The organism is Mycobacterium heckeshornense, from assembly GCF_016592155.1.
In the GTDB taxonomy this organism is placed as follows: Bacteria; Actinomycetota; Actinomycetes; order Mycobacteriales; family Mycobacteriaceae; genus Mycobacterium; species Mycobacterium heckeshornense.
In genome coordinates this window covers 3435762-3461620 of record NZ_AP024237.1, presented here as the reverse complement: position 1 = coordinate 3461620, position 25859 = coordinate 3435762, and the positions used below count along the sequence as shown (strand labels likewise).

The 25859-nt window shown below is 67.0% G+C and carries 24 protein-coding genes and 2 pseudogenes; 21 read left to right on the top strand and 5 right to left on the bottom strand.

The genetic code is table 11. The features are described 5' to 3' along the window. The first annotated feature begins 53 nt into the window (after nucleotides 1-53). The 14 genes from MHEC_RS16665 to MHEC_RS16600 all read left to right on the top strand — a co-directional run bounded on the left by MHEC_RS16665 (nucleotide 54) and on the right by MHEC_RS16600 (nucleotide 14908). Entirely contained in the window at nucleotides 54-434 is a 381-nt protein-coding gene (locus tag MHEC_RS16665; RefSeq protein WP_048893334.1) for an NUDIX hydrolase, read from the top strand. Then, nucleotides 431-1390 carry a respiratory chain complex I subunit 1 family protein gene (locus tag MHEC_RS16660; protein WP_048893335.1) on the top strand — a complete coding sequence of 320 codons (960 nt, stop codon included), beginning with the start codon at nucleotides 431-433 and terminating at the stop codon, nucleotides 1388-1390. Before MHEC_RS16665 ends, MHEC_RS16660 begins: the two co-directional genes overlap by 4 nt. Next, nucleotides 1390-2070, top strand: a complete 681-nt coding sequence (locus tag MHEC_RS16655) for a hydrogenase (protein WP_048893336.1) — start codon at nucleotides 1390-1392, stop codon at nucleotides 2068-2070. The genes MHEC_RS16660 and MHEC_RS16655 overlap by 1 nt, the downstream gene beginning before the upstream one ends. A 3-nt stretch (nucleotides 2071-2073) precedes the next feature. Next, nucleotides 2074-3585 carry a proton-conducting transporter transmembrane domain-containing protein gene (locus MHEC_RS16650; protein WP_048893337.1) on the top strand — a complete coding sequence of 504 codons (1512 nt, stop codon included), beginning with the start codon at nucleotides 2074-2076 and terminating at the stop codon, nucleotides 3583-3585. Beyond that, nucleotides 3582-5102: a hydrogenase large subunit gene (locus MHEC_RS16645; protein WP_048893338.1), complete on the top strand. Its 1521-nt coding sequence runs from the start codon at nucleotides 3582-3584 to the stop codon at nucleotides 5100-5102. The genes MHEC_RS16650 and MHEC_RS16645 overlap by 4 nt, the downstream gene beginning before the upstream one ends. After that, entirely contained in the window at nucleotides 5103-5900 is a 798-nt protein-coding gene (locus MHEC_RS16640) for an NADH-quinone oxidoreductase subunit B family protein (protein ID WP_048893339.1), read from the top strand. Beyond that, nucleotides 5897-7924, top strand: a complete 2028-nt coding sequence (locus tag MHEC_RS16635) for a proton-conducting transporter transmembrane domain-containing protein (protein WP_099869088.1) — start codon at nucleotides 5897-5899, stop codon at nucleotides 7922-7924. Before MHEC_RS16640 ends, MHEC_RS16635 begins: the two co-directional genes overlap by 4 nt. Nucleotides 7925-7964: 40 nt before the next feature. Further along, a complete protein-coding gene (locus tag MHEC_RS16630; RefSeq protein ID WP_048893340.1) occupies nucleotides 7965-8672 on the top strand; it encodes a hemerythrin domain-containing protein in 708 nt (235 codons plus the stop codon). 131 nt (nucleotides 8673-8803) lie between these two features. After that, complete coding sequence (locus MHEC_RS16625) at nucleotides 8804-9172, top strand: YraN family protein (protein WP_048893353.1); 369 nt, start codon at nucleotides 8804-8806, stop codon at nucleotides 9170-9172. Further along, complete coding sequence (locus MHEC_RS16620; RefSeq protein ID WP_048893341.1) at nucleotides 9172-10683, top strand: YifB family Mg chelatase-like AAA ATPase; 1512 nt, start codon at nucleotides 9172-9174, stop codon at nucleotides 10681-10683. The genes MHEC_RS16625 and MHEC_RS16620 overlap by 1 nt, the downstream gene beginning before the upstream one ends. After that, entirely contained in the window at nucleotides 10680-11852 is a 1173-nt protein-coding gene (gene dprA, locus MHEC_RS16615) for a DNA-processing protein DprA (protein ID WP_048893342.1), read from the top strand. Before MHEC_RS16620 ends, dprA begins: the two co-directional genes overlap by 4 nt. Before the next feature lie 33 nt (nucleotides 11853-11885). After that, nucleotides 11886-12740, top strand: a complete 855-nt coding sequence (locus MHEC_RS16610) for a siderophore-interacting protein (RefSeq protein ID WP_048893343.1) — start codon at nucleotides 11886-11888, stop codon at nucleotides 12738-12740. Nucleotides 12741-12763: 23 nt separating this feature from the next. Then, nucleotides 12764-13924 (top strand): alpha-hydroxy-acid oxidizing protein, encoded by a 1161-nt coding sequence (locus MHEC_RS16605; RefSeq protein WP_048893344.1) that lies wholly within the window; start codon nucleotides 12764-12766, stop codon nucleotides 13922-13924. Between the two features lie 81 nt (nucleotides 13925-14005). After that, entirely contained in the window at nucleotides 14006-14908 is a 903-nt protein-coding gene (locus MHEC_RS16600; RefSeq protein WP_048893354.1) for a tyrosine recombinase XerC, read from the top strand. Between the two features lie 18 nt (nucleotides 14909-14926). On the opposite strand, the pseudogene MHEC_RS16595 reads toward MHEC_RS16600, so the two are convergent. Then, nucleotides 14927-15391: pseudogene (locus tag MHEC_RS16595) on the bottom strand (M23 family metallopeptidase); the annotation flags it as partial. Between the two features lie 254 nt (nucleotides 15392-15645). On the opposite strand from MHEC_RS16595, the gene rpsB reads away from it, so the two are divergent. From rpsB to MHEC_RS16570, 5 genes and pseudogenes are all read left to right on the top strand, one after another. Beyond that, nucleotides 15646-16479, top strand: coding sequence for a 30S ribosomal protein S2 (gene rpsB / locus MHEC_RS16590; RefSeq protein WP_048893346.1), 834 nt, complete (start codon nucleotides 15646-15648; stop codon nucleotides 16477-16479). Nucleotides 16480-16492: 13 nt separating this feature from the next. Further along, nucleotides 16493-17317: a translation elongation factor Ts gene (tsf, locus tag MHEC_RS16585; protein WP_048893347.1), complete on the top strand. Its 825-nt coding sequence runs from the start codon at nucleotides 16493-16495 to the stop codon at nucleotides 17315-17317. A gap of 9 nt (nucleotides 17318-17326) precedes the next feature. Beyond that, nucleotides 17327-18760 carry an amidase gene (locus tag MHEC_RS16580; RefSeq protein ID WP_048893348.1) on the top strand — a complete coding sequence of 478 codons (1434 nt, stop codon included), beginning with the start codon at nucleotides 17327-17329 and terminating at the stop codon, nucleotides 18758-18760. A gap of 431 nt (nucleotides 18761-19191) precedes the next feature. Continuing rightward, nucleotides 19192-19729 (top strand): annotated as a pseudogene (locus tag MHEC_RS24470) (DUF1360 domain-containing protein). Nucleotides 19730-19756: 27 nt separating this feature from the next. Further along, the gene (locus tag MHEC_RS16570) at nucleotides 19757-20170 is read left to right on the top strand and encodes a ChaB family protein (protein ID WP_048893349.1); all 414 of its coding nucleotides are present in this window, start codon (nucleotides 19757-19759) and stop codon (nucleotides 20168-20170) included. Between the two features lie 446 nt (nucleotides 20171-20616). On the opposite strand, the gene MHEC_RS16565 is transcribed toward MHEC_RS16570, so the two are convergent. Beyond that, nucleotides 20617-20895 (bottom strand): hypothetical protein, encoded by a 279-nt coding sequence (locus MHEC_RS16565; protein WP_071700523.1) that lies wholly within the window; start codon nucleotides 20893-20895, stop codon nucleotides 20617-20619. A 771-nt stretch (nucleotides 20896-21666) separates the two neighbouring features. Then, nucleotides 21667-23067: an IS1380 family transposase gene (locus tag MHEC_RS16560; RefSeq protein ID WP_048893886.1), complete on the bottom strand. Its 1401-nt coding sequence runs from the start codon at nucleotides 23065-23067 to the stop codon at nucleotides 21667-21669. A 144-nt stretch (nucleotides 23068-23211) separates the two neighbouring features. Between MHEC_RS16560 and MHEC_RS16555 the strand changes: the two genes are divergently transcribed. Next, entirely contained in the window at nucleotides 23212-23874 is a 663-nt protein-coding gene (locus MHEC_RS16555; protein WP_071700593.1) for a cutinase family protein, read from the top strand. Nucleotides 23875-24057: 183 nt separating this feature from the next. Beyond that, nucleotides 24058-24543, top strand: a complete 486-nt coding sequence (locus tag MHEC_RS16550; protein ID WP_048893691.1) for an MPT63 family protein — start codon at nucleotides 24058-24060, stop codon at nucleotides 24541-24543. A 244-nt stretch (nucleotides 24544-24787) separates the two neighbouring features. Here MHEC_RS16550 and MHEC_RS16545 read toward each other — a convergent pair whose 3' ends face one another. Together MHEC_RS16545 and mbp1 are read right to left on the bottom strand one after the other, a co-directional pair. After that, nucleotides 24788-25315, bottom strand: coding sequence for a PAS domain-containing protein (locus MHEC_RS16545; RefSeq protein ID WP_082170033.1), 528 nt, complete (start codon nucleotides 25313-25315; stop codon nucleotides 24788-24790). Nucleotides 25316-25611: 296 nt separating this feature from the next. Next, nucleotides 25612-25854 carry a microaggregate-binding protein 1 gene (gene mbp1 / locus MHEC_RS16540; RefSeq protein ID WP_048893689.1) on the bottom strand — a complete coding sequence of 81 codons (243 nt, stop codon included), beginning with the start codon at nucleotides 25852-25854 and terminating at the stop codon, nucleotides 25612-25614. Nucleotides 25855-25859: the final 5 nt, after the last annotated feature.

Here is a 25859-nt window from a genome sequence, read left to right as displayed (position 1 = left end):
TAGGTGGCGTGTGCTCATTTTCACCGCCGGTCGATGTCCACGGCGGTAAGGCGATGATTTCCGTGGACGAGTCATTGGTCGAATTGCGTTGCGCGGTGGCGGTGGTCCGCGGCGATGCGGTGCTGCTGCTGCAGCGTCCCGACCGCGGCGATTGGGTGCTGCCCGGCGGGCGCCCGCACCCGCACGAAGGCATGGCATCCGGCGCGCGGCGGGAGACACGCGAGGAGACCGGTCTTGACGTGTACCCCAACAGGTGTGCCCTCGTCCTCGTAGTCAATGACCCCGTCGCGCATCGGCGGATTGTCGAGCTGGTCTTCATCGCGGAGGACTTCGACACTGCTGCCACGCCCGCTGCCCGCGAGCCGGACCTGCGCCGCGGTGGATACGCCCGCTACGTCGGCAACCTGTGGCGCCCGGAACCGGGTGATCGATGACAGCGTTGCCGCTCCCACTGATCCAGGGTTTGCAGGTGGTGACCGTTGCTGCTGGTGCGCCAGGCATTAGCGGCTTCATCTCCTGGTTGGAAGCGCGGTTGCAGGGCCGCCGCGGTCCACGGATATTGCAGCCCTACTTCGACTTAGTCAAGCTCTTCGGCAAAGAGTCGCTGACACCAAACGGCGCGGGTCCCTTCTTTCGCCTGGCGCCGGTCGCATCTTTTGCTTGCTACCTGACCGTTCCGATGTTGATTCCGGTGCTCACCAGTTACGCGCTGCCACTGGGATACATGGGTGACATCCTCGGTGGGGGATTGATTCTCGCGTTTGCGAGCTTCCTGGTCGCCGTCGGCGCAGCCGAAACCGGTGACGCATACGCACAATTGGCTTCCAGCCGGGCCAAGACATTCGCTGCGATCACCGAGCCGGTCATGCTGTTGGTCGTTTTCACGGTCGCGATGATCACCACCACCGACCTGCCGTATGTGCTGGGTGCGACGGTCCGCAGCGGACCCGATCAGATTGTGCGGCCCGCGCACCTGCTCGCCTCAGCCGCGCTGTTCATGGTGATTCTTTATGAGACTGCGCGGATCCCTGTCGAAACACACACCGGCACAATCGAATTTGGAATGATTGAAACCGGCCGCACATTCGAGTATTCCGGGCCAGACCTGGCCCTGCTGCACTGGGGGTCGGCGGCCAAACAGTTCGTGCTGTACATCATTTTGCTCAATGTCTTCGTCGCCCCATGGGGGATGGCCGAGGGCCCCTCGCCGATGGAGGTTGGGTTGGCGATCCTCGCCATTGTGGGTAAGGCTGTCCTACTGGGCTGCGTGATCGCGGTGCTGGATAACAGCTACGCCAAACTGCGGCTCTATAAGATCACCGAATTCGTCGCGGCCGCATTACTGCTCGCCGTCCTCGCGGTCTTCACCCTCTACCTAGGAGGCGGCTGATGGCGTTAGCGGGTAACCAGTTCGTGCCCACCGTCTACGACGGAACCGCGAATACGGTCGCGCTGATCGTGCTGCTACTGGAATTCGGGATGTTGCGGCAGGCGCTGCTGCGTGGCCAAGTACGGCTGTACACAGGACAGTCCCTGGCTGTCAGCGTGCTGGCCGCCGTCGTGGCCTTCCATCATCACGTTCCCGAGTTGTACGCGCTGGCCCTCCTATCGTTCTTGCTCAAGGTGATCGTTGTGCCGCTGCTGGTGTTGCGTCTGCTTCGAGAAGCCCCTGAGGAGATTGCCGGCAGTGGCGTGGTCGGAGTTGCAGGCCAAGTGCTGATCTCGATCGGCATTGGCGCGTCCGGGTTTTTCGCGGTCGGCGTGCTCGGCATCCATTCCGAGGTGCTGCCCACGACTGCGCTGAGCCTGTCGGTGGCGGTGGTGCTGGTCGCGTTCGTCTTGATGATCGTTCGCCGCGACGTCGTCAGCCAGGCCATTGGATTCTTCTCCCTGGAAAACGGCGCGTCGCTGGCCAGTCTGGTGGTCGCTGCCGGGATGCCGTTGATCCTGGAGGTGGCCTTCCTGTTCGATCTGCTGGTAGCCGTGGTGGTGTTCGGAGTGCTGATACGCACCCATCAACGGCGGACCTTGTCACTATCCACCGAGACCCTCGACCGGCTCAGGGGGTAGCCGATGTCCGCTTTGATGGTGTTGCTCGTTGCCTTGCCACTGGTCAGCATGCTCGTCTGTGTCCGGGCGCCGCATCGGGTCGCCGCGGCGACGACTGCGCTGACCGGGATCGTTGCCCTGCTGCTCGCGGCCGCGTTGGTGCCGCAAAGCCTCGAGGGCACCATCAGTGCGGGGCACTACCTGCGTGCAGACGCGCTATCGGTGATCTTTTTGTTGGGCACCTGTTTTCTGTATGCGACCGTAGGGGTCTACTCCATCGGCTATTTCGCGGACGAGGAGCGGGCCGTGCGTTCCGACACCGCCGAAGAGCAGGAGCTATTCGCTCGCTACAGCACTCGTTTTTTCCTTGGGCTGAATGCGTTTGCTTGGTCGATGATCTGTGCGCCGCTGGTGAACAGCTTGACCGTACTGTGGATCGCCGTCGAAATCACCACGGTGGTGTCGGCGCTGCTGGTGGCACTGGATAACACAGAGGGGGCCACCGAGGCCGCATGGAAGTATGTGCTGATCGCTTCCTCCGGACTGGGAATCGCACTGCTGGCAACTATTTTCATGTACTACTCAGGTGCACAGGTGCTCGGCGAGTCCTACGACCTGGCGCTCGACCCGTTGGTCGCTGCCGGCAGTCAACTACCCGCCACCCCAGTACGATTGGCGTTCGTCCTGGCCGTGGTGGGGTTCGGCACAAAGGTCGGTCTGTTTCCGGTGCATACCTGGCTTCCGGATGCCCACGCCGAGGCACCCACACCGGTTTCGGCGCTGCTGTCGGGATCGCTGCTGGCGGTTAGCTTCTACGCGATCCTGCGTTACTACCAGATCGCCACGGCAGCGCTGGGATCACGGTTCCCGCAAACCGTTTTGATGGTCTTCGGCGTGCTGTCACTGCTCCTGGCAGCGCTGTATCTGCTCGAGCAGCGGGATATCAAACGGCTGCTTGCCTATTCGAGCGTCGAACATATGGGCATCATTGCGATCGGTGTCAGCTTCGGGGCACCGATCGCGTTTTCCGGGGTGCTGTTGCATGTCCTCGCGCACGCCGCCGCCAAGGCCAACGCGTTCATGGGCGCCGGTGTGCTCGTGCGCAAGTTCGGCACCAAGGAGCTCGGCCGGATGACACAGGGCATCGCGCTGCTACCGTGGTCGGGGCCGATGTTCTTAATTGCCGTTCTGGCATTGTCAGCGATGCCGCCATTCGGCTTGTTTCGCAGCGAATTCCAGATCGTTGCCGGCGGCTTCACGCAGAGCCGCAACATCGCCACGGTCGCGCTGGTCATCCTGGTCAATCTGGCGTTCCTCGGCCTGACGCTGGCGACGACGCAGATCTTGTTCGGGCCTGCGCCGGAGGCATCGGCCACCGGCCAGGCGCCATTGCGTCGCGGTGAACCCAGCCGATGGATGGTGGCACCGGTGGTGGTGGGCGTGTTGGTCCTCGTGGTGTTGGGGTTGGCACCGCCGTCGGATCTGGTCGACCTGCTCAACCGCGGCGCCGCTGAACTCGGGGCAGGTGTGCGGTGAACACCACGACGACCACCACAGTCATTGACCTGGTCCTGGATGAATGGCGCACGCGGGTCGTCGATCTCGTCGCGCGGGGTGAGCGATTCGCCGGGGTCTACAGCACCCATCGCGGCGATGTGGCGCAACTGCACGCCTTGCTCGTCGGCGCTGCCTCGCTGGCCTGCCTGCGGACCGAGCTGTCACCGCAGACAGACGGCTCGTTGTCCTACCCTTCGCTGACACCCGATGTGCCCGCGGCGTTTTGGTATGAACGCGCGCTGCACGATCTGTCCGGTGTGGTCCCGATCGGGCATCCGCGGCTCGACCCGCTGCTGCTGCCCCGCGAACCCGGCCAACCCACACCACGCCCCGGGCACACCGAACAGGCGACACTGGAAGGGCATGTCCACTCCCGTGCGGCAGAGCAGCATGGGCCCGTCGACGTCAGGGGTGGCGGCGTGTTCACGCTACCGCTCGGCCCGGTGCGCTCAGGGGTGTTCGAATCGATCGAATTCCTCATCGAAACGCCCGGCGAGGACATCCCGCATCTGAACATTCGGCCGTACTACAAGCATCGCGGTATCGCCAAGCGGTTCGAATCGCTGCCGGTGACCGACGGGATCTTGGTCGCCGAACGGGTGGAGGGCGTCGCGTCGATCGCCCACGCGCTGGCGTTCGCCCACGCCGTCGAGACGCTCGCTGATGTGACCCCGCCGCCGCGCGCACGTATGACACGAGTGATCCATGCCGAGCTGGAGCGCATCGCCAACCACCTCGACGTGGTGATGCGACTCTGCGATGCGGCCGGGATCGCCGTACCGACCGCGAGGTTCGGCTGGCACAAGGAGCGGGTGCTGCGACTGGTCTCGGCGCTGTGCGGCAACAGGTTTGGCCGCTCGGTCGTCTGCCCCGGCGGCGTCAACGCCGAGCCGCGATTGACGCCGGCTGCGATCTCCGAACACGTCGGTGCCCTCCTTCGCCGCATCCGCGGCGATCGGGACGCGTTGATGGTGGACGCATCTTTCCTCGACCGGCTAAGGGGCACGGGACATCTCGACCCGATGCTGGCCCGCTCGCACGGCGCGGTGGGCCCGGTGGGCCGCGGGTCCGGTTGCGACGACGATGCTCGCCGCCGTACCTACGACGGCTACACCGAACTTCCGCCCATCGACGCGGCCGCGGTCGACGACCGCGGTGACGCGCTCGCGCGATTACGGGTGCGGTGGACTGAAATCGACGTTGCCGCTGGGCTCATCGCGCGAGCCTGCGAAACGCTCGAAACAATTTCCGACCCACAGATCGCCACACCGGTACCAACCGTCGACGGCTTCGCACTGGGCTGGGCCGAGGCGCCGCAGGGCGAGGTGCTCTACGGCCTCGAGGTGCGCGACGGGGTGATCCGGCGTTGTTTTGCGCGCACAGCATCGCTACACAACATGCTGCTTTTCCACGACGTGTTCGGCGGCGATGTTTTCACCGACTTTCCATTTATCGAAGCAAGTTTCGGCCTGTGCTATGCCGGGGTGGCGATGTAGATGCCGTGGGTGTTCAGAGGATTACGCGACGGAGTCGTCACCACTCGATGGCCCAAGCAGGCAGACGGGTACTTCGACCAATTCCCGGCTGCGGTGGGCGTGGTGGGCGATCCGGCCGCGACGGTGCCGGACGAGGTTGCCCGGGCGGCCGCCGCATGTCCGACCGATGCGATCTCGGTGCAACCACGACCAAGGCTGGACCGGGGCCGCTGCATAATGTGCGGGCGTTGCGTCAACCTGGCCCCTGCCTGGTTTGCCTGGGAAAAAGGCTGCGCCACCGCACAACTGACTCGGTCAGCGCTGGTGGTGGGAGAAGTCGACGAAAGCGACGAGGCACTCGGCGAGCTGCGCGCGAGCCTGGCCCGCCGGGTGCGCAGGCTGCGGCGCTCGGTGCATATTCGTCACGTCGACGCCGGGTCCAACGGCAGCGACGAATGGGAGATCCAGGCGCTGACCAACCCGGTCTACGACGTGCACCGCCTCGGAATCTTCTTCACCGCCAGCCCTCGTCATGCCGACATCTTGCTGGTGACAGGCATCGGTGTGTCCGGGATGGTCGAGCCGCTGCGCCGCACGCTCGACGCGATGCCCGCACCCACCGTGGTCATCGCCGTGGGTACCGATGCCATCAGCGGAGGGGTCCTCGGCGGTGGATACATCGGCGGTACCGGAGTCTCCGACCTGGTGCCTGTCGACGTGTGGGTGCCCGGCGCGCCGGCCTCGCCATTCAGTGTGTTGCACGGCATCCTGCTCGCGCTGGGTCGGGTTCCGTCGCGCCAGAAGAGGAGCGCGCAGTGATCGCCGTGGGGTTGGCCTTGGCGGCAGCGGCGGTATCGATCGGCTGGTGCGCGGCGATGGGCGGCACCGACCGGGCACGGCTGCGCCTGGGCCTTAGCGCGTGGGGGGTGAACATCGCCGCTGCATCGGTGTTCGTGATCGCCGGTGCCCGCGGATTATCCGGTCATACCGGGCGTTTGGAGCTTGGTGGGTTGGCTGGACTCGGCCCGGCCAGTCTGAGCGTTGATGCGCTGTCGGGATTGTTCTTGATCGTTTCGTTCGGGGTTGCGGTCCCGGTGCTGGCGGCCGCGGCAGCGTCGGCCAACCGCAATCGTCCCCGGCTGCCGGCCGCGGTCGGCGCTGCGCTGGCCGCAGTCGCGGTGATCATCACCACCGACAACTTCTTCGTGCTGCTGTTCGGTTGGGAAACACTGACGATCGCCTTCTACCTGTTGGCCGGCTACGACCGCGGGTTGCCGGGCCGGATGGAGGCGTCGGTGATCACCGGGGTTTTCGGAAAGGCTAGCGGTGCTGCGGTGCTGCTAGGGGCTCTGCTGCTGGCCGGGCGCACGCATACATTCGTTTTCACCGCGAGCGCGGTGGATCCCCGCAGCGTCGCCGGCCAGGCGGCGTATGCGCTGCTGCTCTTGGGGTTTGGTATCAAAGTTGGGCTCGTGCCCGCCCACATCTGGATGCCGCGTGGTTATGCGGCGGCCCCGGGCCCGGCACGCGCCGTGATGGCCGGTGTGGCCGTCAACGTCGGCTTCTACGGAATGTGGCGCACACTGAACGCGCTGGGACCGCCGCCGGTCTGGCTGGCCTGCGTGGTGCTAGTGGTCGGGGGAGCGACGGCCATCCTGGGCATTGCCCACGCCGCCGTCAATGCGGACCTGGCGGCGTTGATCTCCTGGTCGAGCGTGGAAAATGCCGGGTTGATCACGGCCGGTTACGGGGTGGCGTTGATGGGGGCATCGGCGGGCGAGCCGGGGTTGGTCGCCGCCGGGCTGGTGGCCGGTACCGCCCAAGTGATGGCCCACGCTTTGGGCAAGACACTGCTGTTCGTGTCGGCCTCGACGATCGAGCAGGCAACCGGAACCACCGATCTGGACCGGCTGGGCGGGGTGGCGCGTCGCCTACCTTGGGCGGGAACGGGTTTGGTGGTCGGGTCGCTGACCCTGGCCGGATTGCCGTTGACTGCCGGATTCGCCTCGGAATGGTTCACGCTCGAGTCGTTGATGCAGCAGTTCCGGGTGTCCAGCCTTGCCCTGCAACTGTCGACCGCCGCGGCCGGAGCATTGATCGCGCTGACGGTCGGCATCGCGGCGGTGACGTTCGTTCGGGTCGTCGCGCTGACGGCTTTCGGACCGGTGCGCATCGGAGAGCCGCCGCTCGATCCCGGTCTCGCGCGCCCAGACCGCCAATGGCCGTACCGCTTCGGCGTCGGCGTGTTGGTGGCCGGCTGCCTGGGAATCGGCGCGTTCGCACCGATGCAGGTACGTGTGATCGGAGCTGGCCTATTGCCGTTGGTGGGCACTAACGCGGCGGGGGCAAACGCCAAACCGTGGGTGCTCCAGCCGGTTTACGCAGACTTCTCAGCGCTTTCGCCGAGTTGGCTATGGATCGTGCTTCCCGCGATGGCGGTGGTGATCGCCGGGTTTACGGCGATGTTCGCCGGCCGTAACCCGTTCCGAACCCGTCGAGTCGTTCCATGGTCGTCGGCGTCGCCGGGCGTCGACCGGGGAGTCGGCTACACGTCATTCGGTTATGCCAACCCGGTTCGCACCGTCCTCTCGACGCTGCTGCTGACCCGATCCGAATTGGTCGACACCGCAGACGGCCCTGCCGGTCGCACAGCTGTGCCGCGCACCTACCGCGTGGACGTCGTCGATGTGGTCGAACGATACTTCTATCGGCCGCTGGCACAGGCACTGATATTTTTGTCGCGATCCGCCAAGCTGCTCCAGTCCGGCCGCCTGGACGCCTACATGACCTACATGCTCATCGCGGTGCTGGCCGTTCTCGCCGTGGTGATCGCGACCGCCTGAGGCCCGTCGATCAGCGAGTGCCAAGGAAGGATTGCCGAGCATGTCTGAACGAATTGCCTCGAGGCTTGGCCGGCGTGAGCTGCTGGCGATCCCGGTCGTCGCAGGCGGCTTAGCTTCGGCCGCTTGTGGCGGCCCGTCACCGAAACCGCATGCGCCCCAGCAAGAGCCGTCAGTCACGCCGCCCGAAGACTTGATGCGCGAGCACGGGGTGCTTAAACGGGTGCTGTTGATCTACCGCGAAGCCATCCGCCGTCTTGAAGCGGGCGAGCCGATACCGGTCAAGCCGCTGGCCGCCGGGGCGGGCATCATTCGCAATTTCATCGAGGATTATCACGAGCACCTCGAAGAGCAGTACGTGTTTCCCCGACTCGAACAGGCCGGCAAGCTCACCGACGTCACTGCGATTTTGCGCACCCAGCACCAGCGGGGCCGCGCGCTGACGGATCGGGTGCTCGCTGCGACCAGCGCCCCGGCTGCCCCGGATCCACAAAGCCGGGAGCGGTTGATGCGCGACCTGTCGGCTTTTGTGCGCATGTACGAGCCCCACGAGGCGCGCGAGGACACCGTCGTGTTCCCGGCATTGCGTGACACCATGCCCGCCAGGGAGTTTCTCGAGCTGGCCGACACATTCGAAGACGAGGAGCACCGCCGTTTCGGGCACGCCGGCTTCGAAGGGATCGTCGACCACGTTGCCGACATCGAAAAAAGCCTCGGCATCTACGAGCTGGCCCAGTTCACCCCGTCGTAGCGAACTCGCAGCGCTGGCCCCGCGATGCCCTGCTGTGCATCGATGCGTAACTGGGGATAACCGGGCGCCGCGATGTGGTGGCCGCATTGGTGTCGGCTTGCCGTGTCGGCGCTGAAAGGCACTGTGACGGCATGACGACGTTGACGCGGGCCGAGCTGGGAGCACTGGGCGAACAACTGGCCGTCGATCACCTGACCCGGTCGGGGCTGCGGATTTTGACCCGCAACTGGCGGTGCCGGTATGGCGAAATAGACGTGATCGCCGTCGACGCCGCTTCGCGCACAGTGGTGTTCGTTGAGGTCAAGACCCGTACCGGCGACGGTTTCGGCGGCCTGGCGAACGCGGTGACCCCGCAGAAGGCGCGCCGGCTGCGCCGGCTGGCCGGGCTGTGGCTGGCCGGTCAGGACCGCGGGTGGGCGGCGATCCGCATCGACGTCGTCGGCGTGCGAATCGGGCGCTGTCGCGCGCCCGAGATCATCCATCTGCAAGGGATCGGCTGATGGCCTTGGGGCGGGCGTTCTCGGTCGCGGTGCGTGGCTTGGACGGTGAGATCGTCGAAATCGAAGCCGACATCACCTCGGGACTGCCGGGCGTGCACCTGGTGGGCCTGCCCGACGCCGCCCTGCAGGAATCCCGGGACCGGGTCCGTGCGGCCATCACCAACTGTGGCAACCAGTGGCCGATGAGCCGGCTGACCCTGGCGTTGTCGCCGGCCACGCTGCCCAAGATGGGGTCGGTCTACGACCTGGCCCTGGCGGCGGCGGTGCTGAGCGCGCAGCGAAGAAAGCCGTGGCGGCGGCTGGAAACCACGGTGCTGCTGGGGGAACTGGCACTGGACGGGCGGGTACGCCCGGTGCGGGGGGTGCTGCCGGCAGTGGTGGCCGCCAAGGCTGACGGTTGGTCGGCCGCCGTGGTGCCGGTCGGCAACCTGGCGGAGGCCAGCCTTGTCGACGGCATCGACGTCTGGGGTGTGCGCACCCTGGGACAACTGCAAACCTGGCTGAGCGGTGCGGCGTCGCTGGAAGACCGGATCAGCGCGACATCCGCTGCGCCCGAGCCGGCGGCCGACCTCGCTGACGTGGTGGGGCAGGCGCAGGCCCGCTTCGCGGTGGAGGTGGCGGCCGCCGGAGGGCATCACCTCATGCTGACCGGCCCGCCCGGAGTAGGCAAAACCATGCTGGCGCAACGTCTTCCGGGCTTGCTGCCACCGCTGTCGGAAAGCGAGTCGCTGGAAGTGACCGCGATTCACTCGGTGGCCGGGCTGTTGTCGGACGCGACGCCGCTGATCACCAGGCCGCCGTTCGTCGCGCCGCATCACAGCTCCAGCGTCGCCGCGCTCGTCGGGGGCGGCTCGGGGATGGCGCGCCCGGGCGCGGTCAGCTGCGCCCACCGCGGAGTGCTGTTTCTTGACGAGTGCGCCGAAATCGGTGTCAGTGCCCTGGAGGCTTTGCGAACACCGTTGGAAGAAGGAGAGATTCGCATCGCACGCCGCGACGGCGTGGCGCGCTACCCGGCGCGCTTTCAGTTGGTGCTGGCGGCGAACCCGTGTCCGTGCGCGCCAGCGGATCCGCAGGACTGCATCTGTCCCGCCGCGGCGAAACGGCGCTATCTGGGCAGGCTGTCGGGTCCCCTGCTGGATCGGGTCGACCTGCGGGTGGAGATGCACGCAGTGCGGGCCGGCGCGTTCTCGGCTACTCGGGGCGAGTCGACGGCGCAGGTGCGCCGCCGGGTCGCTCAGGCCCGAGACGCGGCCGCCGATCGGTGGCGACCATACGGATTCCGTACCAATGCCGAGGTCGGCGGTGCGCTGCTGCGGCGGAGGTTCCGGCTGGACAGCGTGGCGATGGCACCGCTGCGCGCCGCACTGGACCGCGGCCTGCTCAGCATCCGCGGGGTTCATCGGACCATGCGTGTCGCATGGACGCTCGCCGACTTGGCCGGTCGCTCAGCACCCGGTGTCGACGAGGTCGCGGCCGCGCTGAGCTTTCGCCAACCGGGAGCGTCGCGATGACCGAGTCGGCCAACGATCCGACGATGCGGGCCTGGGCGTATCTGTCGCGGGTGGCTGAACCGCCGTGCGTCGAGCTGGCGGCGTTGGTCCAACGCGTCGGTGCGGTCGAGGCGGCCGAACGGGTTCGGCGCGGGCAGGTCGACCACATGCTTGCCCGGCGTACCGAAGCCAGACGCGAAATCGACTATGCAACAGCCGATCTGGAGCTTCTGCGTCGCCGTGGCGGGCGGCTGATCACGCCCGGCGACGACGAGTGGCCGATGCTCGCGTTCGCCGCGTTCGGCAGCGCTGCGGTCCAGGCTAAACCACAGGGCAGGACACCGATGGTGCTGTGGGCGCAGGGACCCGCGCGCCTCGACGAAACCGCCCAACGCGCCGCGGCCATCGTCGGAACCCGCGCTGCGACCGCCTACGGCGAGCACGTGGCGGCCGAGCTCGCCGCGGGACTGTCCGAGAAAGGCGTCGCGGTTGTCTCCGGGGGCGCCTATGGCATCGACGGCATGGCCCACCGCGCCGCGCTGGCAGCCGACGGGATTACCCTGGCCGTGCTTGCCGGTGGGATCGACATTCCGTACCCGGCAGGTCATTCGGCGCTGCTGCATCGGATCGGCGGGCACGGTCTGCTCGTCACCGAATACCCTCCTGGTGTGCGGCCGGCCCGCCACCGGTTTTTGACGCGCAACCGGTTGGTCGCCGCGTTCGCGGGCGCGGCGGTGGTGGTGGAGGCCGGGCTGCGCAGCGGCGCGGCGAACACCGCGGCGTGGGCACGGGCCTTGGGGCGGGTGGTGGGCGCGGTTCCCGGGCCGGTCACGTCGTCGGCGTCGGCGGGCTGTCACGCGCTGCTGCGTGCGGGTGCGGAGGTGGTTACCCGCTCCGGCGATGTCGTCGAGTTGGTCGGTCGCATCGGGGAACTGGCGCCCGGCGACCCGCGGCCCGCGACGGCGTTGGACGCGCTCAGCGACACCGAGCGGCAGGTGTATGAGGCGTTGCCGGGCCGCGGCGGCGCCACGATCGACGAGATTGCCGTCGGGTCGGGACTGGCGCCGGCTCAGGTGTTCGGGCCGTTGGCGATGCTTGAGGTTGCCGGTTTAGCCGAGCAGCGCGAGGGTCGTTGGAGGATCGTCCGGGTGGGTACACAGCAGCCAGCGCGAACTGGCCGGCTCGTATAGTCGGGCAGACGGTCCGCTCTGGAGGGAGGCGATGTGGCGGGTCGACCAGTGCACACCTTCGAAGTGGTGCGGCGTGAACAACTCGCGCCGCATCTCGTGCGGGTAGTGCTCGGCGGCAGCGGCTTCGACACGTTCGCACCGAACGAATTCACCGATTCGTATGTCAAGCTGGTATTCGTCGCCGACGACGTCGATGTGGCCGAGCTGCCGCGTCCGTTGACGCTGGACAGCTTCGCCGGTCTGCCTGCCGACAAGCAGCCGCTGATCCGCACGATGACCGTTCGCCGTGCAGACCCGGTGGTCGGCGAGCTGACCATCGACGTCGTGGTGCACGGCGAGCACGGGGTCGCCGGGCCTTGGGCGGACACGGCGCAGCCCGGTCAGCCGATGTATTTGATGGGCCCCGGCGGCGCCTATGCCCCAGACCCCTCCGCCGACTGGCATCTGCTGGCCGGCGATGAATCCGCCCTTCCCGCCATCGCCGCTGCTCTAGAAGCGTTGCCGGACAACGCGGTTGGTAAGGCATTCATCGAGATCTCCGGACCCGAAGACGAGATCGCGCTGGCCGCACCGAAATCGGTACAGGTGAATTGGATATACCGTGGTGGGCGCGCCGATCTGGTGCCCGAGGATCGCGCCGGCGACCACGCGCCGCTGATCGAGGCGGTCAAGACCACCCAATGGTTGCCCGGTCAGGTGCACGTCTTCATCCACGGAGAAGCCCAGGCTGTCATGCACAATCTTCGCCCCTACATCCGCAAGGACCGTGCAGTCGACGCGGAATGGGCGTCGATCTCCGGTTACTGGCGGCGCGGCCGCACCGAAGAAACGTTTCGGCAGTGGAAGAAGGAACTCGCCGAAGCCGAGGCGGCCGGGGTCGCGGACTGATCGCGCCTGGCATCCTCAATGTTGTGGCGTTCTCCGATTACCAGAACGAGATCTACCTCCAGGGTCTAGCGGGCGTCGTCCCGTCGCTGCCCATGGCCTTCGCCGAGCTGGAGGCCAACGCCCGGGCCGCGATGCCGCCATGGGTGTGGTCGTATGTCGCGGGCGGCGCCGGCGACGAGCGCACCCAGCGGGCGAACTGCACCGCATTTGAGCGCTGGGGCCTGATCCCGCGGATGTTCGTCGGTGCCCAGGACCGCGACCTATCCGTCGAGTTGTTCGGGCTGTCGTTGCCGTCACCGGTGTTCATGGCGCCCATCGGGGTCATCGGCATCTGTGCCCAAGACGGTCACGGCGACCTGGCGACCGCCCGCGCGGCCGCCCGCACCGGTGTTCCCATGATGGTGTCGACCCTGACCGCCGACCCGCTCGAACAGGTGGCCGCCGAATTCGGCGACACCCCAGGTTTTTTTCAGCTGTACACACCCACGGATCGGGAGTTGGCGGCCAGCTTCGTGCACCGCGCCGAAGCCGCGGGCTACAAGGGCATCGTGGTCACACTGGATACCTGGGTGCCCGGGTGGCGGCCGCGGGATCTGAGCACGGCGAACTTCCCGCAACTGCGGGGGCATTGCCTGAGCAACTACACCGGCGATCCGGTTTTTCGCGCCGGCCTGAAACGCCCGCCGGAGGAAGATCCCCAGGGCGCCGTGCTGCGCTGGGTTCAACTGTTCGGCAATGCGCTGACGTGGGATGACCTGCCGTGGCTGCGGTCGCTGACCAAGCTGCCGCTGATCGTCAAGGGCATCTGCCACCCCGACGACGCCCGGCGCGCCAAGGATGGTGGCGTCGACGCCATCTACTGCTCCAACCACGGCGGGCGCCAAGCCAACGGCGGTCTGCCGGCGCTGGACTGTCTGCCGGGCGTGGTGGAGGCCGCAGACGGGCTGCCGGTGCTGTTCGACTCGGGCGTGCGCAGCGGCGCGGACATCATCAAGGCCCTGGCGCTGGGCGCGACCGCAGTCGGCATCGGGCGTCCGTACGCCTACGGGCTGGCCCTCGGCGGAATCGACGGCGTCGTTCACGTGCTGCGCGCGCTGCTGGCCGAAGCCGACCTCATCATGGCCGTCGACGGCTATCCCGCGTTGAGTGATCTCACCCCGGCTGCGCTGCGACCGGTCAGCTAGCCGGTTCTCTGATCGCGACACACGCCGCGCCTGGCCAGGTCGCCCGGATAAGTCTGCGACGGTAAGGGGGTGGCGGTTGACATCGAAGCCATCCTCGACGAGTTCGCCGAGTATCTCGCGCTGCAACGGGGCCGGTCGGCCCACACCCGTCGCGCATACTTAAGCGACTTGCGCTCGCTGTTCGCGTTTTTGGCCGAGCAGGCCCCCGGCTCGGGCCTGGAGGCGCTGAACCTGGCGGTGCTGCGGTCCTGGCTGGCGGCCGAAGCCACCGCCGGTGCGGCCCGCACCACGCTGGCCCGCCGCACCTCGGCGGTCAAGGCGTTCACCGCATGGGCGTTGCGGTGCGGCCTGCTCGGTAGCGATCCGGCTGTGCGGCTGCAAGTGCCGAAGGCGCGCCGTACGCTCCCGGCGGTGCTGCGCCAAGATCAGGCGCTGGCTGCCATGGCTGCTGCGAAATCTGCTTCGCAGCAAGGTGATCCGCTTGCTCTGCGAGACCGGTTGATCGTCGAGTTGCTCTACGCCACCGGTATCCGGGTCAGCGAATTGTGCGGCCTGGACATTGACGACGTCGACCTCGGGCACCGGTTGGTGCGGGTACTCGGGAAAGGCGACAAGCAGCGCACCGTTCCGTTCGGTGAGCCGGCGGCCGAGGCGCTGCGCGCGTGGATGGCCGACGGACGCCCAGCCCTGGCCACCGCCGAATCCGGGCCCGCGCTGCTGCTCGGTGCCCGGGGTCGACGACTCGACGTGCGCCAGGCTCGCACGGTGGTGCACCAGAGCGTCGCCGCGGTCACCGGCGCGCCTGACATCGGCCCGCACGGACTGCGGCACAGCGCGGCCACCCACCTGCTCGAAGGCGGGGCCGACCTGCGCGTCGTGCAGGAATTGCTCGGGCATTCCAGTCTCGCCACCACCCAGCTCTACACCCATGTCTCGGTGGCGCGACTGCGCAAGGTCCACGATCAAGCCCATCCGCGCGCGTGACCGGCGCCGCAGCTAGCGCAGCGGCTTGAGCCGGATCGGCGTCGAGGCCAGCAACCCCAGCGGGTCGACATAGTCGGCGCGGGCCGCCGGCCCCCACATCGCACCCCAGTGCAGACACGCCGCCGCGCCGCAGCCGGGGTGGCCCGCCGCCAGCCGGCCGATCACGGTCGCCGCGGCCACCGGTTGGCCGACGCGCACAATGGCCTGCACCGGCTCGTAGCTGGTGTGCAAACCACCCGGGTGGGCCAGCGACACTACCGGTCGTCCCGCCAACAGACCGGCGAACACCACGGTCGCCGCGCCGACCGCATAGACGGGCTGGCCCGGCACACCGGCCAGGTCGACCCCGCGATGCCCCGGATGCCAGTTGGGCGACGGCGCATCGAACACGCGCACGACGGCCGGCGGCGGCCGCAGTGGCCAGTCCAGCCGGGTGTCGTCGGCAACGGCCCGGGCTGCGCACAGTAACGCCACCGCCAGCATCGCAACGCATCGCACGCGCCCAGTGCACCTCGGTGCGAACCCGCGCGCCAGGCAGGCTGTGGACAAACCACCAGGTACCGGCGTGTAAACTCGTCGGCGCAGCCCGCAGCAGCGGGCTGACTTCGCGTGTCTGCCGCCAACCGGATGCCGCGCGGTCCCGCCAAAAGTCAGGTGGGTGCGGCATCGTGCAGACGCCAGGGCCCGGCTTCACCCGACGCCGGGCGACAACCGACACATAAGGACATTGGCCGGCCATGGCTGTTGTAACCATGAAGCAGCTGCTCGACAGCGGCACCCACTTCGGGCATCAGACCCGTCGCTGGAACCCCAAGATGAAGCGGTTCATCTTCACCGACCGCAACGGCATCTACATCATCGACCTGCAGCAGACGCTGACCTACATCGACAAGGCGTACGAGTTCGTCAAAGAGACGGTGGCGCACGGCGGGACCATCCTGTTCGTCGGCACCAAAAAGCAGGCACAGGAATCGATCGCCGCCGAAGCCACCCGGGTCGGCATGCCATATGTCAACCAGCGCTGGCTGGGCGGCATGCTCACCAACTTCGCCACCGTGCACAAGCGGTTGCAGCGCCTCAAAGAGCTCGAGGCGATGGAACAAACCGGGGGTTTTGAGGGCCGCACCAAGAAGGAGGTGCTGGGCCTGGTCCGGGAGAAGAACAAGCTGGAACGCAGCCTGGGCGGTATCCGCGACATGAACAAGGTGCCGTCGGCGATCTGGGTCGTCGACACCAACAAGGAGCACATCGCCGTCGGCGAGGCCCGCAAGCTGGGCATCCCGGTGATCGCGATCCTCGACACCAATTGCGATCCCGACCTGGTCGACTACCCGATCCCCGGCAACGACGACGCGATCCGCTCGGCCGCGCTGCTGACCAGGGTGATTGCCTCCGCGGTGGCCGAAGGCCTGCAGGCCCGTGCCGGCCTGGGCCGCGGCGACGGCAAGCCCGAGGCCGAAGCTGCCGAGCCGCTGCCGGAATGGGAGCAGGAACTCCTGGCCGCAACAACGCCGGCCCCGGAACCGATCGCCGCCGACACCGCAACCGAACAGACCACCGACCCCTCCTAGGAAAGGCTGAGCATTGGCGAACTACACCGCTGCCGACGTCAAGCGGCTTCGGGAGCTGACCGGCGCAGGCATGCTCGACTGCAAGAACGCGCTGGCCGACGCCAACGGTGACTTCGACAAGGCCGTCGAGGCGCTGCGCATCAAGGGTGCCAAGGATGTCGGCAAACGCGCGCAGCGGGCCACCGCCGAAGGTCTCGTCGCCGCCACGGACGGCGCACTGATCGAGCTCAACTGCGAAACCGATTTCGTCGCCAAAAACGCCGAATTCGGTGCGCTGGCCGATCAGATCGTGGCGGCCGCGGCGGCGTCCAAGACAACCGACGTTGACACGCTCAAGGCGGCCAAAATCGGCGGGAAGACCGTCGAGCAGGCCATCGCGGACCTGTCGGCCAAGATCGGTGAAAAGCTCGAGCTGCGCCGGGTCGCCTACTTCGACGGCACCGTCGAGACCTATCTGCACAAGCGGGCCGCCGACCTGCCGCCCGCGGTGGGGGTCCTGGTCGAATACACCGGCACGGGAGACCAGGCCAAGGAGGCTGCGCACACGGTGGCCTTGCAGATCGCCGCGCTGCGGGCCCGTTACCTCAGCCGCGACGACGTGCCCGACGACGTGGTGGCCAGCGAGCGCCGCATCGCCGAGGAGACCGCCAAGGCCGAAGGCAAACCCGAGCAGGCGCTGCCCAAGATCGTCGAGGGCCGGCTGGGCGGCTTCTTCAGGGATGCCGTGCTGCTTGACCAGGTGTCGGTGTCGGACAGCAAAAAGACCGTCAAGGCGCTGCTTGACGAGGCCGGCGTGACCGTGACACGTTTCGTCCGATTCGAGGTGGGTCAGCAGTAGCGTCGGCGTATGCGACATGTGCACGCCTTCGGCGACGACGCCCTCGGGGATCTCGACGCGGTCGCCCTCGCCGAGGCGATCAGAACCGGGCAGCTTGCGCGGGCGGACGTGATCGAGGCGGCGATCGCCCGCACCGAGGCCGTCAACCCCGCCCTCAACGGCCTGGCTTACCAAGCGTTCGACCAGGCGCGAGCCGTCGCGGCAGCCCCGCGGGCCGGTTTCTTCAGCGGGGTGCCGACCTTCGTCAAAGACAACGTCGACGTCGCCGGGTTGCCGACGATGGAGGGCACCGACGCGTGGGTGCCGCGCCGGGCTGCCAGGGACGGCGAGTTCACCCGGCTGTATTTGGGGACCGGCCTCGTCGCGCTGGGAAAAACGCAGATGTCCGAGTACGGCTTCAGCGCATCCGCCGAGCACCCTCGGCTCGGACCGGTCCGCAACCCGTGGAACACCGACTACACCGCGGGTGCCTCGTCGTCGGGTTCGGCCGCGTTCGTCGCCGCTGGCGCGGTGCCGATCGCCCACGCCAACGACGGCGGCGGCTCGATCCGGATCCCCGCCGCCTGCAACGGGCTGGTGGGCCTCAAGCCGTCACGCGGCCGGCTTCCGGTGGACAAGGACCTGCGCCGCATGCCGATACGCCTGGTCGCCAACGGTGTGCTGACCCGATCGGTGCGCGACACCGCGGCTTTTCACCGGGAAGCCGAGCGCATGTGGCGTCAGCCCAACCTGCCGCCGATCGGCGACGTCACCCATCCCGGCAGGCAGCGGCTGAAGATCGCCGTGCTGACGCGTTCGGTGGATCGTGAATGCAGCCCCGAGATCCGCGAGCTGACCCTGAAGTCGGCGCGACTGCTCGAGGAACTGGGTCACCGCGTGGAGCATGTCGAAAACCCGCCAGTGCCTTCGACTTTCGCCGACGACTTCGTGCTGTATTGGGCGCTGCTGGCGCTTGGGCAGCTGTACATCAGCCGGCGCCGGTTCGGCGACACGTTCGATCCCGCCCGGTTGGACAACCTGACGCTGGGTCTGGCCCGCCACGCGCGGCGCAACCTGCATCGGCTCCCGTTGGCAGTACTGCGGCTGCGGGGCGTGCGGCGGCACACTGCCCGCTTCGCCGAAACCTATGACGCAGTGCTGACGCCAACGCTGGCCGAGGAGACGCCGCGAATCGGCCACCTTGACCCAACCGGGGACTACGAGCAGATCATGGGCCGGATGCGCGACTGGGTCGCGTTCACGCCGCTGCACAATGTCACGGGCGAGCCGGCGATCTCGCTACCGCTGGCCGAGTCCGCGACCGGCATGCCGGTGGGCATGATGATCTCGGCCGACATCGGGTGCGAAGCGAGGCTCTTGGCACTGGCTTACGAACTCGAAGAGGCGCAGCCATGGCGCCGCATTCAGGCCGCGGCCGACAAGCCCCGTGGAAAACACCGCTAGTCCACCGGCCGAACCTCCAAGTGGTACCACTGCGGGGAGCCGCCCACCTGACCATTCAGGCAGCCGTCACCGCGAAGCGATGGCCTCGAGCAAGTCGCGGGTACCGGCGAGGTGCGCTGAACCGGCTCGACGTCGCCGAAATAGCGGTTAGGCGCTTGCTGGGCTTCGTCGCCGCACGCATCCGGCGGGGTCTACCGCAAGGTGAACGTTGGAATCGACCAACGTGCCGTCGAGGTCGAACAGCACACTCGTGCCCGTCGGCGGTGGATGCGGCCACGACAACCTGTCCTCTCGTTGCGCCGGCTCATTGGATACCCCGGCGACGTCCCCGAAATCAGCCGCCCCGGGCCGGGCGGCAGCCGGCGCTGGATTGCCGGGGGTCGACTTCGGGTAACCGGCGTGCGGGAGCGGGCGCCGACGAAGGAGTGCCGGTGAGTGAGTTACGCCAAGCCACCGCGGCGGCGGCCGAGCGTGCGCGGCAGGAAGCCGACGCCTATCGCGGGAACAACCCGCAGCCGTTGAGCGGATACCTGGCAGTCCTGGGCCTCGACGCCATGCTGGCGGCCGTGACGGCGATCGTCGCCGCCGCGACCGGTCGCAGGCTGCCCGACCGGTGGCATGGTCAAGACCTGATCACGGTCACGTTTGGTACTCACAAACTCTCGCGGACGATGGCCAAGGACGCGGTGACCAGCCCGTTACGGGCGCCGTTTGCTCCGCTACGCGGGCACTGCCGGTCCCGCCGAGGTGCTAGAAGAAACCTGTCACGGCAGCCGGCTGCGCCACAGCCTGGGCGAGCTGATGACCTGCCCGTTCTGCCTAGACATGTGGGTGGCCAGCGCATTGGTCACCGGCCTGATTTTTGCCCCGCGGCTGACCCGGTTGGTTGCGCGCAGCTTTACCGCTTTGGCCGGCGCCGATTTTCTCCAACTGGCCTGCGCCAGGGCGCAGCAGTCTGCGGCGGGATGAGGTAACCACACAACGATCGGAGGTTTCATGCCCAAGACCACCAAAGGCGGCGGGGTCAAAAAGAGCGAGCTGCCCGCTACCTTGCAGCGCTCCGGCGCCAAGGCGCAACGGACATTCGCAAAAGCGCACGACGCCGCCGCCAAACAGTACGGCAGCGAGCAGCGGGCCCACCGGGTGGGCTATGCCGCACTCAAGCACGAGTTCGAAAAAGTCGGCGATCACTGGGAGCCCAAGGCGCGGAAGGGCCCCTTTGACAAGGCCGCCGAACGCGGCGGCCCGCGGAACACGGCCCCGTCGGCGGAAGGCGTTGACGCTAACGCCAGCAAAAAGCATCTGCTCGACGTGGCGCGCCGACTGGATGTGCGCGGGCGGTCATCGATGAGCAAGTCCGAACTCGTCGACGCGATCAAGAAGGCCAACCGTCGCGCCCGTGCGCGCTAAGTGGCGCGCCCACGCCGGTCCGTCGACCGGATCAACCCGAGGCAGGACATAGCCCGACCGGCGGGCCGAGCACCGCGGCTACCGTCAGCGCTGATCTGGCGCCGTCGTGCTTTGTCGTCGAATCTTCGTCGCACGAGCCGGTGTCGCTGAAGCGTGGGAAGCGATCGATGCCTTGCTTGCCGCTCCCGCGGCCAAGCTGCTCAGGCCGGGCGGGCGGCATTGAGCGCTATGTCGACAGCTCGCGATTGACACCACCGCGCGGCAACGACGTCGCCGACGCATATCCGGCCGCCTATGCCGTTGAGAACAATGCGACTTGGCTTAGCGCGGACCGCGGCTTCGCGCTTCGCCCGGTTGCGCTGGAGTCATCCGTTAGAAATCTAGAAGCATGCCGGCGCATGCAAAGTCGGATGTCGACTTGCGGGACGGTCCGGCCCCGACGAACTTCAGATGAGCAACGTCTCCTTCGTGCCAGAGGCCGTTGTGATGCGCCGGTGCGGAATTGGACGATGGAAAGTCGGAATCATCTGCTCAAGCAATAGACCGTAACCGTTGGCCAGCAGGCTCATCCACAACTGCGGACTGGCCTGGTTCTCGGCAAGCCACGTGGTGATCGGCTCCCACTGTTTGGCCACCGGTTCATCGTTTACACCGAGCAACCGGAGAAGCTCCGGCAGAGTCCGCGGCTCAGTTGACATGACGCTGTGATCGACGGCAGTTCCCATGCTGGCCACCTCCCCACCAGCCGAACGCGTGTCGTGCGCTAGTGCTGGGCTCGCCCGACGCCCGGGATGGTCAGCCTGCGCGCGCGTGGCCCGGCGCAGCACGTCTGTGATCAAGTCTCTACCCGAAACGAGACACAACAAAACGCTCAGCCGGTCGGATAACCCGCGGATCAAGGGAATTATCAAATCAGGTGGAGCAAACTGCAAACGAAGCAGACGTACTGCGAAACCCATTCATCTACCTCAGTTTGACAGCAGAAGTCGGCGAAGAGAGCGGCACCGCCTTCCCGATGACAGCAAACACGCGAGATGAATATGAAAGGTACCCTGAAAACGATTCGGGCAACTGTGATGAGATCGACGCACATTCGCAGCGTTTCCGTGACGAGCCGGCGGGCCCACCGGAGGCGAACTGCCAATGTGTGCGCCCGTCGACTCGTCCGCCAAACCGCGGCTTGCCGAGGGGAGGTAACCTGCGCGGCCCGCTTCGATCTCGGTGAAAATTCGCGTTTAACCCGGCACTCGCCCGGGCACCTCTGCGGCATGAATGTACGTCCCCCGCTTCGTTTCCCGGGTTACGCGCTGGCAGCCGCCGCGGCGGGCCTTAGCCTGAATCCGTGGATGAGTGATTTGGTGTCGTCGCGGGGCTGGTTTCTGCACGATTGGGGCGGTTGGGAATGGGGTGGGCATAATTGAGCCGCTGGCCTGCACCAGCTTTCCTGTGTCTTCGGGGTCGGGCCTGGGATGGCAGTTGGGCACGGGAGGTGGCGTTCACCCTGCTCGTGGGATCGCCGGACTGTGACCGATGATGTTGTTCCACAGGGTTTTCCACCCGATCTGCCATGGCCAGTGCGCGGGCAGGTGCAACATCGGCTTACGGGCGGGCGCGGCGAAGCGGGCTGGGATGTTGACCAGGTCGCGGCGCAGGGTCGCACCGCGCGCGACGACGTGCTCACCGCTGGCGAGGGTGCCGGTGGCGCGTAGCAGGTTGTGCGCGATCACCGTGCAGGCCAGCCAGGCGCAATTGGCTGCAAACAGCCCAGAGGGGATATGAGCCAATGGGCCGTCGATGAGGTCGGCGAAGGTGGTCTCGATGATGGCATGGCGGCGGTGGGTGATGTCGGCCTGGGCGGTGGGCAAATCGGAGTTGGTCACAAATGGGTGATAGCGCCACACCGCAAACAGCGCGTCGGGGTAGCGGGCATCTTTGACACGGCGCACGATCAGCCGGACGGTGAGCGTGCGCCCGCCGCCCAGGCGCAGCGTGTAGGGCGTTTCGGCGACCTGGGCATCAGAGATCAGCGCGCCGGTGTCGGGGTCAGCCACCGCGCCCGGGTAGTGCACCGGGGTGTAGGCGTGCTCGCCGATGCCGGCGATGGCGGTGCTGATGCGCTTGTTTCGGGCCACCGACACGGAGAATTCGATACCTTCGGCAACGCAGGTGGCCATCACCTTCTTGGTGCCGAACGCCGAGTCGCCGCGCAGCATGATGGTGCCCGCGCCGCACCGGCGGGCGGTGGTGATGGCCTGCTTGACTTGGCGGGCCGCCGCACGCCCGGAGCCGGCCCGCCCGCTGCGTAGCCGCGCCTCGGCAATCACCGGCGGCGCCTGCGCGGTCGACAGCGTGGTGATCTGCGGTGAAAGGCCCAATCGCAGCAGCGCGCGGCTGGCGATCTTGGCGTGCCCGAACGAGGCGCCCTGCTTGTGGTGTCCGTAGACCGGGCGCAGCAGCGAGTCGATGTCTAAAAACGCGCGCTGCTCGATGCCGGGCAAAAGCGGGGTGTGCGCCGCGAGTGCCACCAGATGCTCGCGGGCCACCGCGGCGAGCTGGTTGGAATGCCCGAAGCTGAACTCGCGCAGGAAGATCCCCAGCGTCGAGGGCGCATACACCTCATCGAAGACCCGCGGCGTGCCGCCGGCGCGCAGCACATTCACATCGTCGATGCTGTCCGCCCCGCACATCATGCCCGCGATGATCGTGGTCAGCTTGCCGGCCGCATTGACCGCGCCCGAGGCCACCCGGGTGCTGGGCAGATCGATGTGCTCGCCGATCAACCGCGAAAGACCGCTCTGCTCAGCCAATTCCAGCACCGGCACCAAACCCGCCGCCGACACCAAATTCTGCTCGTCGAACACGGCGGACTCGGTGCTAAACGTGTATGCTGATTGCACTGGAAATGCCTTCCCGAGCAGGGACTGTTTCGACTTCGACAATCGTTATTGTCCCAGCTCGGAAGGCGTTTTCACTGTTCACACGCCGATCACCAAAGACCGACCTTCCACGGATTCAGGCTTAGCGCATACGCCCTTTCCGCTGTGTCCGCTCCATCCGCGTCGGCACAGCCATGCCCCGATACACAAGTGGTATTCGCCCGCGGCACCGGCGAGCCTCCTGGTCTCGGTCCCACCGGCGAGGCCTTCGTCAACGCTCTCAATTCCCGTGTCGGAAGGCCGCTCGACGTGTACCCGGTCAACTACCCCGCCAGCGACGATTGGGCCACATCGGGTCTCGACGGCATCAGAGACGCCGGCGCCCACGTTGTCTCCATGGCGGCGAACTGCCCGCAGACCAAGATGGTGCTCAGCGGTTATTCCCAAGGCGCCGCGGTGATGGGCTTCACCACCTCGCCGGCTGTGCCCGATGGCGTCGATCCGGCGACCGTGCCGAAACCGCTGGCGCCCAGCGTGGCTGACCACGTCGCCGCGGTCGTCTTGTTCGGCATGCCGAACGTGCGGGCCATGAACTTCCTCGGCCAACCGCCCGTCGTCATCGGCCCGGCGTTTCAGGGCAAGACCATAAAGGTGTGCGCTCCCGAGGATCCGGTGTGCTCTGACGGGATGAATTTCGCCGCGCACGACGCATACGCCCAAGACGGTGGCGTCATCGACAAGGGAGCGGACTTCGCAGCCAGTCGGCTCGGCGGAGGTTCCGGTGCACCGGTGACGGTCGCGTCTCCCGGCGGCGGCTTTGGGGAGTGATCACCGTTTGTCCGGAGACCACGCCGGGGCGCTTACCGCGGAGATCTGTTTGGCACGGAACCTCGACCGTCGGTGTTTGAGGATGCTGCGGACCGGTTATGGACAGTTGAGCGCGCGGTGGCCCTCGCCCTGAGCGCGTTCACAACCCGAACAAAAGGCTGGGCTCCATCGAGAGGAGATAGCGTGAAGTTCACCAGGACCGCCCTGAAGGCGGCAATCGGCGCTGCCGCAATATCGACCGCCACAGTATTCACTGCTGCAACGGCTTCTGCCGTCAACCCGACGATCCAGCGATTTGGCACGACCGAACAGTTGGTGGATGGACCGCTGGTCACCGCCTATACGGTCAGCAACCTGCAACCGAGCAACGTGGTGATCCCGGGCTACACCCCCGCTGGGAAGATCTGGCAGGCCGACGTGACCGCGGTGGCGCAAAGCGGCACCGTCACCCCGCTGGTCGCAGACTTCAACGCCCGGGCAGGCAACGGTCAGAACTACCGGGTGATCATTCCGCCGCAGCCGGCACCAAACGGCCTATCCGATGCGCCGCTCGCGCAGGGCCAGCAGGCCAGCGGGAAGATCTACTTCGACGTGACCGGCGCTCCGCCGGATGGCGTCGTCTACAACGACGGAGTCGAAGACGTGCTGATCTGGACCACCAACACATAACCGGCTGAAGGCGCCTCCCCGCGTCAATCGACGCGGGGAGGTTGCGTCTTGCGTGATGGCTCGGCGGCGCAGCCCTGGGCTGCGCCGCGGTCCGGTGGTTCAGTGATCACGAACCCGCTTGCGGCGGATAAGGATTTCGCGCCGACAAGCGGCAATCTCGGGGCCTTGGCGAACCAGTCCGCCAAGCACACCGTGTCGCGGCATCGGCAAGCGGTCGCACAGGGGCAGCGAAACTGCCGGCGGCTCAGCAGCGCGTGGCCGCGCGAACCCGTTGCCGCTGCTCGTCGGTATGGCCGTCTCTGGACACCACACGAAGGCGTGCCGCCATCCGGGCGTATTCGGATCGGTTGCCAGCTCCGAAACCGTCTGTCGCCGGTGTCATGTCGACATACGAGCCGTGTATGCCTTGAAGCGATCCGCGTTCGTCGTAGAACGGTGCCCCGCTGACCACCACGTCATGGACGCGGTGGCGGACGTCGACGATCCGGTGCTGCGAGCCGAACGGACGCGGTGTGCGCTGCAGCGCGTGCAGAGTGTCGGCCACCTGCGCGAAATCGTCGGGATGAACATGGGACAGCACCAATTCCGTGGTTGGAATAACGGTCCCGGGAGGATACCCATGCATTTGCTCGACCTGCGGTGACCACACCCAGCGGCCGTCGGCACAGAAACTGAACCAGCCCAGGTGGTCAGACCACCCCGCGGTGAGCGGCGTCCGCGCGGACTGTACGCCGCCGTCGTCACAGCGCAGCAAACGCGTTGGTGTGTCCATGATGATCCCCGCATATCTCATCGCTACGACACGCCATCGTTGGTTGAACGACCGAGTTTGCGTGAAAACTGAGCGCGGCCGCACCGCCGAAAAGGCCGCTTGTCGCCTAGCTGACCTTTTGCGCCCGCGCCGGTGGGATGATCCGGCACCAACCGATTGAACATGGCGATCGTGAACCGGTGATGAACCGACACGGTGACCTTTGCCACATCGGGGGAGCGGCGCGTCAGCGAGCCGCCGCGCAGCCGACGGGCCCGGTCCCTTTGTCAGGGACCGGGCCCGTCTTTTCTACCGGGTTAATCCTGGTGGGCTTGCTGCTTTTTCTCCGCAGCCTCCGCGCCGCCGCGGGCCGCCTCGGCTTCGGCTTCCTTCTTCGCGGCGTCGCGCTGCGCTTGGGCCTTTTCCTGCTGGGCCTTGCCCTCACGGGCCAGCTCGTCTTGGCCGGCCAGGTTCCCCACCGCTTCCTTGGCCTTGCCCTTGACGTCTTCGACGACGCCCTTCACGGCTTCTGCGGGTCCGCTCCGGTTTTCTTCCGCCATGGATT